9 protein-coding genes are annotated in these 14,848 nt (G+C 59.8%); all 9 read right to left on the bottom strand.

From position 1 onward, the window contains the following. Nucleotides 1-57 precede the first annotated feature (57 nt). Complete coding sequence (locus tag HMPREF2716_RS28740; RefSeq protein WP_071534163.1) at nucleotides 58-498, bottom strand: very short patch repair endonuclease; 441 nt, start codon at nucleotides 496-498, stop codon at nucleotides 58-60. A gap of 44 nt (nucleotides 499-542) precedes the next feature. After that, nucleotides 543-1,574: a hypothetical protein gene (locus tag HMPREF2716_RS29830; RefSeq protein ID WP_256548114.1), complete on the bottom strand. Its 1,032-nt coding sequence runs from the start codon at nucleotides 1,572-1,574 to the stop codon at nucleotides 543-545. Nucleotides 1,575-1,674: 100 nt separating this feature from the next. After that, on the bottom strand, nucleotides 1,675-6,036 hold the full coding sequence (locus tag HMPREF2716_RS12265) for an ATP-binding protein (RefSeq protein WP_256548113.1): 4,362 nt from the start codon (nucleotides 6,034-6,036) through the stop codon (nucleotides 1,675-1,677). Beyond that, a complete protein-coding gene (locus HMPREF2716_RS12260; protein ID WP_004363343.1) occupies nucleotides 6,029-7,573 on the bottom strand; it encodes a hypothetical protein in 1,545 nt (514 codons plus the stop codon). The genes HMPREF2716_RS12265 and HMPREF2716_RS12260 overlap by 8 nt, the downstream gene beginning before the upstream one ends. After that, nucleotides 7,570-9,717: an ATP-binding protein gene (locus HMPREF2716_RS12255; protein WP_004363346.1), complete on the bottom strand. Its 2,148-nt coding sequence runs from the start codon at nucleotides 9,715-9,717 to the stop codon at nucleotides 7,570-7,572. The genes HMPREF2716_RS12260 and HMPREF2716_RS12255 overlap by 4 nt, the downstream gene beginning before the upstream one ends. Before the next feature lie 20 nt (nucleotides 9,718-9,737). Beyond that, nucleotides 9,738-11,198: a DNA cytosine methyltransferase gene (locus HMPREF2716_RS12250; protein ID WP_004363348.1), complete on the bottom strand. Its 1,461-nt coding sequence runs from the start codon at nucleotides 11,196-11,198 to the stop codon at nucleotides 9,738-9,740. A 684-nt stretch (nucleotides 11,199-11,882) separates the two neighbouring features. After that, nucleotides 11,883-13,739, bottom strand: coding sequence for a DUF2075 domain-containing protein (locus HMPREF2716_RS12245; protein WP_003127466.1), 1,857 nt, complete (start codon nucleotides 13,737-13,739; stop codon nucleotides 11,883-11,885). A 27-nt stretch (nucleotides 13,740-13,766) separates the two neighbouring features. Further along, nucleotides 13,767-14,147: a nucleotide pyrophosphohydrolase gene (locus tag HMPREF2716_RS12240; RefSeq protein WP_023094656.1), complete on the bottom strand. Its 381-nt coding sequence runs from the start codon at nucleotides 14,145-14,147 to the stop codon at nucleotides 13,767-13,769. Between the two features lie 394 nt (nucleotides 14,148-14,541). Then, nucleotides 14,542-14,766 (bottom strand): SymE family type I addiction module toxin, encoded by a 225-nt coding sequence (locus HMPREF2716_RS12235; RefSeq protein ID WP_016263393.1) that lies wholly within the window; start codon nucleotides 14,764-14,766, stop codon nucleotides 14,542-14,544. Nucleotides 14,767-14,848: the final 82 nt, after the last annotated feature.

The raw sequence follows: 14,848 nt of genomic DNA, 5'->3' as shown, positions 1-14,848 counted from the left end.
CTAAATCGGTGTCCGGGATCAGTAGACCACTACAGGCCGCAGGGCTGCTTCAGTCGATTACCGATACTTTCCGTGGCTACGACTACGGATAACCTCATATAGGCGTTCGCCAGTCTTCTGGGCTTTTTTGGCAGATGTCAGTTCACACTCCCATACGACAAGTACCGTCCATCCCAAGGCCTGCAAATCTGTTGCTACTCGCGCGTCACGTACGACATTCTTTTCGAATTTCTCCAGCCAAAAGGGTGTGTTGCTCTTAGGGATCGTGGCGATATTGCATCCCTTGTGCCTATGCCAGAAGCACCCATGCACGAATACCACGGTCCTGTATCGCGGGAACACGAGATCTGGCTTGCCTAGTAGCCCCGCGCCATGCAATCGGTATCGGAGTCCGAGCCGGTGAAGGACCTTGCGTAATGCTAGCTCGGGCTGCGTGTCCTTGCCCCGGATACGTGACATCCTGTCCGAGCGTTCTGCGGGAGAAAGGAAGTCTGTCATTAGGAGCCTCCTTGCCCGGCCTGTATTCGCAGGCCGGGCGTTGGTCAGGCTTGGTTGGTGAGTTCGAAGAAAGGCAGTCCCCGTATGACCTCTCCAGCCACGTCGAATGACTTGTAGAGACAGTGGTGGTTGGGAAGGGTCTTCACTCGCTCTGATAGCTCTGCCAGGTCCGAGGTGAAGCCGAGTACTCCAAGCTCCGCGGGTGTTGCGTTGGGTACCTTGTGGATGAACCAGGTCAGCAATGGTTCCCGGTAGTCGGTTGCCCCTGCCTTGAAATGCCGCAGGTACTGCGAGGCAAGGATGACGCCCGTCCCGAACTCGCGGCCCTGCAGTAGCAACTTGCGGAGCACGTCGAACTCATAGCGCATGATGTTGTCCGCTTCGTCCACCAATAGGTACGAGTCGATGGCCCGGAGCTGTGGGGACGTGCCAAGGAAGGGGCGCTTCGGCGTGCGTAGCATGTTCTCGTAGAACATATTCAGCATGATGGCGACGAGCAGGTTCTTGCTCCTGTCGTCCTGCCCCATGGAATCGAGGGATATCACCACGACTCCATCCAGGAACTCGTCGAACGGCTTCGTTTCCCCTGAGCGCGCGAAGACCTCCATGTCCACTAGGTCGTCGATGATAGCCATCGGCGAGTCCGACTTCCCTGCGAGCAGCTCTCGGTACTCGGCATGGATATCGTAGATCGTTGGCTGGCGGCCTTGCCCACCAGCCACCTCGTAGGCGCTGCGGACTGCACCCTTAAGTTTGTCCCGCTGCACGGGGCCGATGCCGGAATACACCTTGTCGAGTACGTCGGCGAAGAAGCGAAACCTGTCCAGCCATGGTGCGGAGGACTCCCCCATCCCCGTGGTGTCGAAGAGATTCAGGGGCAGGCGATAGGGTTTCACCACCTTGGCGCCCGTGGCCTCGACAAAGTCCTGGCTGCTGTAGTCGCGCTTGTAGTCGAAGATCAGGAACCTTGGCGTGATTCCGCGGTTGGCCTCGCGGGCCCTGGATATCTGCAGGATTAACGATTTGAGGAACTGGGTCTTGCCTGTCCCGAGGTCGCCAACGACACCAATGTTCAACTGGTTGAGCCGGGTGTCGGATATGTTCAGGGATAGTGATCGAGGCTCGAAACCATCCACAGTCTTGCCAACAGAGAGAATGATCCCTGTCCCTGGCTCGTCAGTTGGGGGGGGCAGGGCTTGCCCCTGGTTCCGCTACGCCGGTAGATGTCTGATCGACCAGACTGGTGGATGCCCCGGGGATATCTTCTGCTGGGACTACTATGGGGTCGCCCGTCTGGACATCGTCCGGGGGAGTGATGTCGGGCTGCACGATTGGGGTGCCGGCCGCACTTGCCTGGCAGGGTAGCAGCCCCCAGTCGTCGACCTTTGCACGTACGCCATCATAGAAGGACTGTGCGTCATTCCCAGCGATGATACGACCGGCATCTCGGCTGGAAATGACAATGGTCTCTGTGTACTTGTCGCCATCGCGATCATGCGGGCTGCTCTGGAGCGACGCGTCCACCACGATCAGCCGCCCCTTCTCATCGATGCTGATCGGCGGGGTTGGGCTGAGTATGGCTGCAGCGATACGTTCATGGTAGCTAGCCCAGCGGCCGGCATGCCCACCTACTGCCTGATGCTGGCTGTAGACTCGCAGGCCAAAGCCAACCATTGAGAGCAACAGGTGCTGGAAGGCAAGGCGCCATGCCAGAGAACTACCTGCACGTTCCTCGATGGCACGAAGCAATGACGACAGGGCCTTGGCTTGGGAGAGTGCCTCGGTTGATTCGCCTGCACCGAAGACTACTCCTTGCCTGCACTTGACCTCTATGGGCGTAAGGTGCAGGTGGATCTTGTCGCTGCATGCGCGCACGCCCACTACCAGCAGATCGGGACGCGACAGGGAGGTATCCTTGCGCTCCTTGCCAAGGGAGCGGGCAAGATCGGAAAGGTAACCCCGGAAGGGGTCGACGGGGATGATTATTGCTATCGTCGAGTCCTCCGGTGATCCGGCAAGCACCGGCAGCAGGCTTTCCTTGTTGCCTGTCACACGGAACTGATCCTGTAGGAGCCGGACAGCGAGGAACAGGCCAAGGTCGCCCGTCGCCCCCGTATCGTCCCCGGAGAGGCCTCGCACCGTAGGAATCCCCCTCCGCGCAACCTCGAGGAGGATTTGCTCGACCTGATCATCGTCCAGATCCTCGCATCCCGGAAGGGGCTTCAAGACTCGCCGTAGCGCATCGCGATCAGCCTGCTTGACCTGTGATAACAGGTAGTAGCCGCTTGTGTCGCCTGCGCGATGCGAGTACGAGGGGAGGTCGTAGTCCCATAGATACGTCCCTTGTATCCAGCCTCCGAGGAAGCAGGCGGGGTCGATTGCTGACGACGATACAGCGACGAACCCAGCGCTGTTTTCCTCGAGCATGCTGGACACTGCATGGACATTAGGGGAGAACTGCAGGCCGACCTTGCCGTCCCTGAGCCTTTCCATCATGAGCATGCATGCGGAAACCTTATCTGCGAACGGTTCGCCGGAGGGTGGCATCTGCAGGCCCTGCCGGGATTCACTTAGGAAGGAGGCTTGGAGTTGGCGCCTGACGCGGTGCCTGATCAGTCCGCCGGTTCCCATCGGCGAAAGCATTCCGACCTCCTTGGATTCGGGTTGGGCCGAATCTAGTTGGGCAATGATGCCCAGGTCTGGCTTGGACCCAGTTGGTTGCTTGTCATACCAGCGGACGTGGTTGCCTGTGTCCTCGGAGAGGTTGGCGATCGTCGCCTGGTCGGGCCGGCCAGCCTGCCTGGTATCGAATACCTCCACAATCCTTGGCCCGACACCGTGCCGCGGGGTGTCATGGTCCCCGTTGCCGAATCGCTTGGTGCACCAGGTGGCCAACCCTTCGTTGCATGCATCCGTGGTGCCACCTGCGCTGGACACTACCAGGCTGACGATAGGCTTGGCTGCCAGGAGGTCGGTGACGTCGTCGAGTGCTCGTGAGACCTGGGCGGGGCTGAACCCGCTCGATATCCCTCCAACTGCCAGCCCGAAGCTACTGTCGAACGGGGCCCGGCGAGCGCGATCGGGTATTTGTCCCAGCCGGGATCCGTTCCAAAGCACGGACCAGTAGTCGGAGCTGCATTCGACGGAAAGGAAGTCGACCTGATCCACTCCTCCCGGTGCCTGCAGCGAGATGGTCAGTAGATCGGGGACGCAGTCCGGATCGAGGATGCTTGCTGCCGGGCACGGGGCTTCGCCCTCGGCCTCGTCACGGAGTACTTTCTGGGCGAAGCAGTGCCATGCGAGGCGCAATGGGTGCAGGGGGGAAAGGATGATGGCGTCTGGGATCCTTCCCAGGGTACGACCATCCGGCTCCAGGGAGCAGACGGCAATGGTGTCGATCCAGCAGGCGATACCCGGGTCGGCGTCCAGCCAAGACATGAACGCTCCAAGGTAGTCCTCGACAAGGGAGCGGAACCCAGGGTCTTCGGATAGCCAGGCACCAAGCGGCGCTGACTCAAGGAGCCCCGATTGGTCGTCGCTACCACGTATGTACCGGGCGATCCCCTGCCGAGCCTCGATGAAGCCCTTGGGAGGTTGGAAGCTCGTGGCCTCGGGGCGGGGGTCATGAAGGAAACGCCCGTTCGAGAGTACAGGGCCGTGCGGGGCGTCCCAGTCAGGAGGGGCCCACCGGGACGCATAGTCGTCCGCGATCACCAGTGGCCTGAAGGAATTGGATACGTTCTGATCCTCCAGCACCCACGACTGCAGGCTGGAGGAGCGTGCGTTCCGGTCAAGATGGACAACAGCCTTGGTATCGAACTTCTCGAGATGCCGTCGGTTGAGCTTGATGAGCCGCTCGAATTCGCTCCTGCAACCTTCCTCCTTTGCCTCTTCGCAGGTCAGGTATACCCGGCAGACCTTCGGAACTTGCTCGCCGGCTTCAGTAAAGGCGATGTCCAGCTGGTACTTGCCATCAGCCTCGACCTCTATTAGATACTCGTATTCCCCAACTTGCCGTGGTTCGATTGTCTCCCGCTGCTCCTCGAATTCGGTGGCATCGTCCGGCAAGCCTTCTACCTTTCCAATGCTCGCCCCCGGAGCAAGGTGGAGCTGGAGCTCATAACGACCGGAGCCCGGCAGCGACAGGGATGTTTCCCAGTCCATCGCAGCTGAGTTCTTGCGGGGCTTCCTCGGTGGCGAGAGCTTTGTCGCAAGCCTGCAGGTAACGAGTATTCCGGGCTTCCAGCTCGCGAGGGAGATGACCCGGACGCTCGCAGGCTTGCAGCCGTCCGCGGAAACCTTGTAGCTCATTGGCGCTTTGTGGGAGGAGGGAAATAGGTCAATGTGGCTGGTAGTCCCATTAGGGCCCGCTGGCAATGACGTCGGAACCTTGCCGTAGGATCCGCCTGTCAACAGGAGCTCCTTTGGTTGGCTCTCTTCGCTTGTGGAAATCAATAGCTCGACTTTGTCCCGTACTACGGCCGGCAAGCCTTTCCCCATAGGGATCAAACTATTGGTACACCGGATCGTTAGCTCGCCGACGACCTCGTCAGGCTCGTCGGCAAGTAGTTCCGTCCACTGCTCGGTGGTGAGCGTGGTCCACCAGGATGGAGGAGGCGCCAGTTCAATATCGGCACTGGGCAGGTAGAAAGCCGCTGTGGCACGCTCGAAGGCCGTAGGTACGTCGCAATTCGAGTGGAGATGGGAAAGCAGTTCGCGCAGCGCTTGCGCAACCCCTTGTTGGACGCCTTGTGCCAGGCGCTCGATGCCAGTCTTGAAACCGTCCGCAAGCTCGTCGGCGATTTTTCCCAGGACCGAAAGCTGAGTCTTGGCGGAAATTCCTCCCTCCTTCATTGGGGGAAGACCACATGCCAGTGATAGCGCTGTTCCTGCAGGCAACCCTTGATTCACGTTTGCTATCGAGTAGATGCGCGAGAGTAGGCGCCAGGCCGCGCGATGACCTCCCTTGTCTGGATCCACCTCGTCGACCGAGGCTGCGGTTGCGCGGACCAGGCCCCTGGCGTCATCCCTCTGGGCGTCCGTTATGCCGGCAGCGATCAACGCCTCGTTGACTGCTTGCTGGACAAAGCCATCCTCCCACCATTGTTCGAAGGATGCATGCCCCGTGCTGGTGGCTGCCCCCAATCCGAATTCGTCGGTGGTTGACTCGATCGAGAGGTTGTTGTGCAGTCCCGGCGGGACCAGGGCAATAAAGCTAGGGTTGGCAGGGTCGTTGCGTATATCAAGCAAGTGGTCGTTGTCACACTTACCGGATGCTCCGATGCGTGGCCTGGGTCCCTGCAGCTGGCCGGCTGGATACTGGAGCAGTACCGGCAGGGTCACCAGTCCTCCGTCTGCCCCGCTTGGCACCTGGATCCCTCCGTTGCGGGCCAGCTCGTCGTAGGCCGGTTCGAGTAGCTCGAGGGGTGGGCCGCGGAAGATAAGCCGATATTCTAGGCTGGTACCTCCGAACCCTTGTGTCGAGCCCCTGACTTTCTCGTGGACAGTGGCGGCAAGCCAGTGTGCAAGTCTATTCATGTTCCGGGCCCTGGCTGGCTTGGTTTATGGGGAACGGGGGGAGTAGCAGCATGCCACTTTCGGCATCGGGGCTATCTAGCACTAGGCCGAGCATTCGCAACTGGTGGCCCAGGTCGTTCCTGCCAATGTCATGCTTGTCCACGGCCATGCCATAAGCCTCTAGGTGCTGTCCAAGCCGGTGGACCGAGCGGGGACCGCCCATTCCTGCAAGGGCGCAGTGGACCAAGGCAAGCACGGCGACGGGGCCGAGGGAGACAACCCATGGGCTGGACGGGCTGCTGCCTTTCTTCTTCAGGATGTATCCCTGGTCGTACCCCCTCAGCAATGGGACTGCAGCCTGGCGTTGCCCAAGGACGTGCCGCGCAAACTCCAGCAGGTTAGAGCCGATGCCTTTCTTGCAAAGAAGCGCACGGGCTTCTTGCTCGCGCACATCGGCAATCGTCTCAAGCGTGCCTAGGCGAGTAAGCTCGGCCTTGTGCTGACGAATATGCTGGCAAAGTGCAGCAATTCCGGCGCTCGAGGAGAGGTTGCCAGAATAGGGAGCTCCTATCTGCGCCAGAGACCAGAGGAGGGCATTGATTCCCAGCCGGGCATTTAGGTAGCTAGACACCTTGTCCTTGATGCCTTGGAGGGCTTTTCCCCCGTACGTCATGTACTGCGGGGCTTCCGGGAACAGCGCCCGTCTTGCTTCCAGTTCACTGGAAGGAGCAATGCCATCCGTTAGTGCGGCCCACAGGCAGCTCCAAGTCCTGGCGTGGACGTCGCACAGCCACGTCACGTGGGATGCGGCTGCCAGGCGAAGCAATGCCTCGAGAAGGCTAGTCCACTGCCGGCGGGTCATTGAACCCTTGGCCTGCATGATGGCCTGTAGGTCCTTGGTAAATCGCCGGGCGGGGAGAAAGGGGATCCCCAGGAAATCTGCCGTCTCCAACGTGACCATCTCGTCCGCGGGTATTGGCGAGAGTGCCCAGTTGCTTGCTCCCGGGTTCCACGCCGATGTCTCTTGGTCAAGCCAGCGTGCGAAGACATCGTCCTCGTCGTCCACGTTCAATGCAGCGAAGAGGCGTTGCCAAAGTCGTTGCGCCGTCTCCCCATCCATCGATCCCAGGCAGACCATGCGGCGAATCAAGCTGCCTGCGGGCCACGAGTTGCTGCTCAGACGGGCAGACCCGGAGAAGAGTGCGGCCCCGGGTACGATGGGCGTTACCTGGAGGAAACGCTTGGACGACTGGTTGGGAAGCTTCGGGCTCTCCAGGATCCCGTGAAGCACAGTATTCCAAGCCTCTACACCGACTACCGCTCCTGTTGGTGGGGATTGGCGTTTCTCGCGGAGTTTCTGGATACGCTTGTCTAGATCTCGCCCGGCCTGCGGCACGCCGCCCTCGCTGGCTGTTGCGAAGCCTATGGTTCGGTAGAGCGAGGCAAGCAGGACTTCCGAGCTCGCATACTCAGGGGCAGGGCTGATTGCCAGGGCCGACTTCTGGTAGTTCGGATGTGATTTGCTCCACGGGGTCTGCTTGAAATCCGCAAGGCTCATACGTCGTCCTCCCGGCTTTCAGCAAAACCATTCCACGAGCGGCCGACCACCGTGCCATCTGCGCCGATGCGGATCCGGGCATCATCGAGTAGTTCATGGTCGCGGACAATCGGGCCGGAAAGCCGGGCCTTAGTCGTGTCCAGCAGTGCAACGACTGTGCGTGGAAGGGATGCAGGTGAGAGCCCTCTTTCCAGTTCCTTCACGGCTTTGAAAAGGTCGTAGGTCAGTGGGACTGGCTGGACTGATTGCCCTTGGCCGACATGGAGATAGCAAATCGGTGGGTGAGGGCGTCCCTTGTTGTTCTGGGGGGACATCCGGACCGGGCTCTGCGGGACGACCAGCGTTGCCTGGCGTTGTCGAGGGGGGAGTGGTTGGCCAAAGGTAGTGGTTAGTGACACCTCGAACTCCTTCCCAGTGTTCAGCAATTCCTTTACTTGCCTTACCACCTTGAAGAGGTGATGGTGCTTGTCGCTGTCCTCGACGACCTGCTGGAATGCCTCGAGAATGGGAGCGTCCGCCACGATGGCCGTCCGGGTGCATATGCTTCTGCGTACTAGGCGACATGCGAAATCACGGAGGACGTGCTGGACTCGGCTGGCGGCCACCGGCCTCTTGCGCCGTATGCTCGGTAACGAAAGCATGGCGTCTGATGCGGATAGGCGCCGGAGTAAATCGAGCTCGTTTGGCGATAGCACCTGGTACTTACGAACGAATTCAATACCTCCGGCCAGGGACCGACTGAAACGCATATCCAAGTCGCCGAGGACTATTGTGTTTCGACTGCTGACTGCAACTTCTCCGTCTGGGCTTGCGAAGGCTGGATCTAGCGTTTCGACCAGCCCCTCCAGCAGAGGGGCGATGGTCGCTGGGAGATAGTGGCTTTTGCGCTCCGAAAGGAAATAGACAAGCCCCATTAGGGTTCGCCCTTCCTCCATCTCGAGTTCCTTCTCGAGGCCAAGATCCTTGAGGTCGCGGCGGAGCGAGGTAGCTGCGTCCTTGTCCCAGCGATGGAAGAGCGCATGTTGGTAGCTCGAAGTCGACAGGTGGAAAATGGCAGTTAGCGACTGCTTGCCATGCCTTTTCGCCGTTAGGGCCTTTTGGTCGAGGTCGACAAGGTTCGCAGCCCATTGGCAAGGAGTGGACTGGTGGGGAGTCCCTGAGGGATCGTGGACTACAGGATGGTGGCCTGCTAGCAAGTACGAGGTGAGGGAGAACAGGTCCCGGAAACTCCAACGCTTGCCACTGGCGAGCTCATACCAGCGCAATATCTTCAGCAAGGATGCCCTGTTCTCATCCCGCGCGAGGATGGCCTGGCTGGCGCAGAAAGGGCATTTGTCGCCTGCTGGGCATTCCCCTTTCGCTGGCCACATATCGGGAGCAGTGGCTTGGCCTAGGAGTATCTCGGCAGGGGCTACGGGCTCGTCGTCCGGCTTTACCAAGAGCGACTCGGCATCCATCGGCCAGACTGCAATGGATGGGAAACCCTCGAGGGGCCAGCATGAAGGCGCGTTGTACGCCAGGCTTACAGCCCGGGTAACCGCCTCGAGAAGAGTTCGTGCTTGTTCCAGATTGTTGTCTATTGCGTGGATCAGGGCATCATCGAGGACACCACGATTGACACAGCAGAGATAGGCTTGGGTCGGAGGTCCATCCAGTAGCCTGGCAAGCTCCTCTATAAGAAGGACGGGGGCGGTGCTTCCCTCATGCCCGGCGGTAGCAGAGGCATCCTGGACAATGTCGAGGCTCAGTCTGCTATCTAGCTTGGCAAGGCTGCCGGCATCTACCCTGGCCAGCCGGGGGACTGCGGAGCCGGTTGAGGGATGGAAGGCTTTCGAGAGTTCCTCGACCAACCGGCCATCGCAGCCGAGGCTCTCGTCGAGCCAGCGGATGGTGCACTCGATTGCCTCTGTCTTCCCATTCCCGGGACCACCCACAAGCAGGACAATCCTGGGGACAGCTGAGGTCTCGGTGGGAAGCCTGTTAGCCCAGGCCTGGAGACGGGACAAAAGGTTCGTCCGTAGCAGCTGCTTGTTAGGCTGGCCGCTATTTTTATCCAGCAGCCTTTTTACGCCTCCTGAGTGATGGCCGGCCCAGTCGACAAGCGCGGCCGGGTATTGCGCCCCTTCCAGTTGGGAGCTATCCATTCCCCTCGACTCCTATGTGTTCAAGCGATGGCTATCATTTTCTCTTCTTGTTCTCGCTCTGCCTGTTGGCCGGCGAGCATCACGGCCTCATCCAACATTGCCTTGATAGCCAAGCCGACGGCGCGTGCCAAATAAGGTGGTACCGCGTTGCCCACCTGGGTGTAGCGCGGGCACTCCTTCGTCCGTTGGCTACCGCCAGTGGTGAATTTTCCTCGGAACTGGAACCAGTCCGGGAATGACTGCAGTCGAGCAGACTCCCGAACGGTCAGTATCCTGGGCTCCTTGTAGTGGAGGACATCGTCCGGCAGTGTCGTGATAGTGGGAGCCGGAGCGCTGGCCTGCATTGGGTAGATGCGGTGTTTCTTGAGTCCATATGCTTGGCGTATCTCGGCGTTCATCCGTACGCCCTTGGCACAGTTGGGGTCGTCGATGATCGCCTGGAACCTAGCCTTTATCTCTGGCTTGTGCCTGGCGAGGCGCAAGCTATCGATGGTGCCATCACAGCCTCGATGCATGAGCCTTTGGAACGCCGTTCGAGGGCCGGTATAGGCAATCTCTTCGAATTTCCTAGGGGAGTCAGGGTCATTGCAGGGCCTCGTTCCCGCGTGACCTATCTCCATATCCGAGATGGCATCCTCGGCATGGATGGCCTCGGGAAGGTCGAACTCTTGTAGCTGCTTGAGCCGGGCTTCCTCTAGCAGCACAAAGGCTCGGGCTACCCCGCCTTCGAGGTGCTGGGCCAGGTCCTTTCTGAGCCCAATTACTATCAGGCGTGGGCGCTTCTGAGGTACCCCGAAGCGAGAGGAGTCGACGATATTGCCCTGGACGTGGTATCCGATCCTGTCCAGACTCTCTACCAGCTTGTCGTAGTAGGACTGGGGCTTGATCGAGATACCTAGTTGCTTCCATTTCTTTGTGGCGTGCGCCACCTTCATTCCAGGGACATTTTCCAGGACAAGGGCCGATGGTCGGATGGCCTGGACCATTTCGACGTACTTCTCGAACAGCTTGTTGCGGGGGTCGGATTCATTCCTTTTTCCTGCAAAGCTGAAACCTTGGCAGGGTGGTCCTCCTGCCAAGACATGGATCTTGCCCTTTAGCTGACTGAGCTCAATCGGGTGCTTTTCGAGAACCTCGTCGATTGCCCAGGCTTTCTTGCCTAGCCATGAGGGCCATGAAAACTGCGGAGCCGGCACCTTCCGCCCTTCAAGCAAGTTGGCGGATAGGGTCGAGAAAGCCATCTTGTCGCGTTCGATGGCAAACACGCCGTTCATGCCTGAAAGTGAGAGACCGAGGGACAGGCCACCACAGCCTGCAAACAAGTCTGCAAACATCAACGGCTGTTCGGAGGCGGGGAGTGGGGGGAAATCTTGGATTTTCATGGGCTCCTGCCCGGGTTCATCGATATTAAAGGGAAGGAGCGTCTGGAGCGGCTCTTTACTAGAGCCTGTGAATCCTTCGTGGGGGATTTCCTTCTCCATAAAGCTTCTCCACACCCGTTTGGGGGCTTTTGCCGGGTCTGCCCATGGCGCGCTGCTTCTGCAGGTCTTATAGGGGCCCTAACCGTGAATGATGGATTGCCAGGAACGCAAACGCAATGACTTCCTGCTGTGTTCTGGCAGGGCGCTATGCGCTGCGTGAGGCTGATATGTGTTTGATTTTCTGGATATTCATATTCCGTTAGGGCTGGAGGGCCTGAGCGTGCGCGCTAATCCGCCGTGTTTCCGAGTAACGGCGGCTGTGTGATCCAGATGCAGCCTGAGAACAGGACTTTAACTGTTTTTATATACAGTAAGCTGCGCTGGTGTTCAATCCTCAGGTGGTTCCTTAGGGGGGGCAAGAAATTGCCTTGTTTGGCTCGCGGTGTTTTTGCTTTCGGACGGCTAGTCAGTCGCGCTAACAAGCTCGGCACGAGGTCCTGTTTCTTGTTGTTAGGTGGTGTTGTTGGGGTTGGCGGCTTTTCCGAGGCATAGGGACTTTTGCGGGGAGTCGTTGAAGATCGTCAGGCATCGTGGGGCATCGGTGGCAGCGAGCGCCCTAAGTGAGGCTTTTAAAATCAATGATTTATGAGGTCGACCACTGGCATGGGGTACAAGGGGTAGAATATTAAAATTCCTCATCCCCATCTCTTTGCATGACGCGTCCACGATACCCTGGAAGCTGTCCTACCTCCCGCCACGTCCCCGAAAATACCTCGCCGTCTCCTCATCCGTACAAAACACGTAGCACCCCTTCATCCCCCGGGTCATCAGCGTCCGGTAGGTGTTCTTGATGATCAGGTCGGTCTCCTTCCGCGCCAGTTCCGGGTTTTCCTTCATCAGCTTCTTGTAGCCGCGGATGGACTTGTCGTGGCGGTCACGTTGTTCGGGGGCGGTGATGATCTTGCCGTCGCGGACGATCAGGTCCGGGCCGATGATGACGCCGATGTAGTCGACCTCCAGGCCCTGGCAGGTATGGATGCAGCCGACCTGTTCGATGGAGTTCTCGGCGATGATCCAGAGGCTGCCGTCCTGGTCGAGGTTCCATTGGCGCTGGTAGTCGCCGATGACGATGTCCTGTTGCCGGGGATCCTTCTTGCTGCGCCACGGCCAGCAGTAGCCGGCCACGACGCGGGCCTTGTTGTCCTGGTTCCGGGCGGCGATGGCGGCGTGCAGGGCCTCGGGGGTGTCGAAGACCTTGAATTCGTACTGGCTGGTGTCGAGTTGCTGGTTGGCTGTCGGGCGGATGTCGAGCACGTCGTCGAGCCAGGCGAGGTAGCCGTCCGAGCCATTGCAGCGGAACTGCGAGGCGAGGCTGTATTCCTCGACCGTGGCGCCTTTCGCCTTGGCGAACTCGCGGATGGCCTGCTTGCTGCCGATGTCGCTGAGGGTGACGCGTTGGTCTTCGTCGATGAAGAAGATGGCGCACTTGGAGGCTTCGATCAGTTCCTTGATCTGGTTTTCGCCGAGGTTACCGTAGAGCCCGCTCTTCTCGTTCAGGCGGTGGGCCTCGTCGACGATCAGCATGTCGAAGGTGTTGGGCTCGGTCTCGATGAAACCGCCGGAGCCGGTGAACATGTGGGAGAAGCGGCTGCGGGTGATGGAACCCACCAGCCTGGATTCGTAGACCTTGCGTGGCGCGGCGTTCTTGGACACGTACTTGCCGACCAGGCCGAGCCCGGTGAGGTGGACCAGCAGGTTGATCGCGACCACCGTCTTGCCGGTGCCCGGGCCGCCCTCGATGATCAGTACACGGGGATGCGTCTCGGAGGCTGACCTGGCCGCGGCGATGGCGGACTCGTAGATTTCCTTCTGGTCGTCGATCAGTACGAACTCCGGTTGGGCGGCGAGCAGGCCCTTGAGCGAGTCGGCCAGGGCCTTGGACGGGCGGATCCGGCCGTTGGCCAGCTCGTAGAGCACTTCCTTGGCGTCGCCGGTCCTGATGTGCTGCTTGATGAAGCTGCGCAGGCGCGCCAGTTCGTCCTTGCCCTTGAGGAACAGCGGGGCCTTTTCCATGTAGTCGCGGTAGTGCGGGGAGTCGATCACACCGTCGCGCGGGTAGTTGTGCAGGTAGGCACAGGGGCGGACGGAAATGCTTGCCTCGTAGACCGCCTCGTTGAAACCCTCCAGCAGGGTGGCGTAGGACCAGGCCTGGTAGGAGGGGTGGACGACCTCGCGCAGGCCATTGCCCAGGGCGGTGCGGACGATGGCGTCCTTGCCGGTGGCGCTGGCCTTGCTCCACTGCTTCAGTTCAACCAGCACCGCATTCTTGGCTCCCGACTCGTCGCGCCCGGTGAGGGTGATGTCGATGCGCTTGGAGGTCTGGGGGATATGCAACTCGATGGCCAGGCCAGTGTCGTCGGGCACTTCCTCGTCGCGCAGTACCTTGGCCATGTAGCCGAGGGAGCCTTTCCACGAGTTGATTTCCGAGTTGCCGACGCTTTTGCCGGTGACCGCCTTGAAATGCTGGAGGATCACCTCTTCGATATCGTCGTTGTCGCTGTCTTGCAGGAACTGCTTCTTGGTCGCTTCGTAAACGATCACGTCGATCTTCCCTGATATGGCCTTTCTTCAGAACTGGTCGTATTTCTTGCTGCTATTCCGGGCTTTCTCTATCGGGTATTTCCGGTTGTTCTGCTCCAGCTTCTGCCGGGCGGCGGCATCCAGGTCGACGCCGAGGACCGAGGCCAGGCGCACCAGGTACATGAGTACGTCGGCCAGTTCGTCCTGCACCGCCTGGGCGGTGTCGGGATGACGCGCGGCGTCTTTCGACTGCTCCTCGTCCATCCATTGGAAGATCTCGCTGAGTTCGCCAACCTCGCCGGTCAGGGCCATGACCAGGTTCTTCGGCGAGTGGAACTGGGCCCAGTTGCGCTCGGCGGCGAAACGTTCGAGGGCGGCTGCGAGCTGGCCGACGTCTACCAGGGAGGAGGGGGGCGATGCGTTTGTCACGGCGATATCCAGGAATCTTTTCGGGCTGGCGGCGAGGCGGGGCCTCGGGCGTCTGCGACGCCATTGCCCGCCACCATACTTCCTTCAGACGAAGGGAGAAAGATCGTAGGGATTCTTCATGGGATAGGGGGCTACAAGCTGTCGGACATGCCCTCGGCGAATCGTCAGCCACCCATAGGTTTTTTGCTGCTTCCTGTAGTCCAGGAGTTCGCTTCACGCTGAGCTTGCTCTCCCATGCTGGCTTCAGCTCGAGGAGACAGCGGTGTCTGAGCGACGTTTTCCTACGAGGCCTGGCGTGCGAGCGCAGGGCGAGATGCGGCAGGAATGGGATGAAGGTTCACAGCGAAACCAGCGCCCCCTGAGCAGATACCCTCTGCCCGAGGGGCGCTTGGCCTCAATCCTCAACCACTTGCATGACAAGGCGCCGCCTGGTGACCTGAATGCTCACCTTGCAGCCAACCTCAAAGCCCGCAGCCTCCAGCCAGTCGCCACTCAAGCGCAGGTAGGGAATTTGCCGTGGCTTGCCACGACGTTCCCAATCGCTATGACGGCTTTCATAGAGCTGGTAGCCGATCGTTAGAAGTCGAGAGTTCGAAAGAGGGGATTTCTGGGTAGCCATGATTTTTTCCTGTGTAGGTAAAAAACCGCTTGGCTTTCGGGAGCGGCTAACCGCCTAGAGAAGGTGTGTTCAGCACCTGGCC

The organism is Pseudomonas sp. HMSC076A11 (assembly GCF_001810205.1).
GTDB classification, from domain to species: domain Bacteria; phylum Pseudomonadota; class Gammaproteobacteria; order Pseudomonadales; family Pseudomonadaceae; genus Pseudomonas; species Pseudomonas aeruginosa.
Note: the sequence above shows the minus strand (reverse complement) of the source record. Positions and strands in the feature narration are given on the sequence as shown.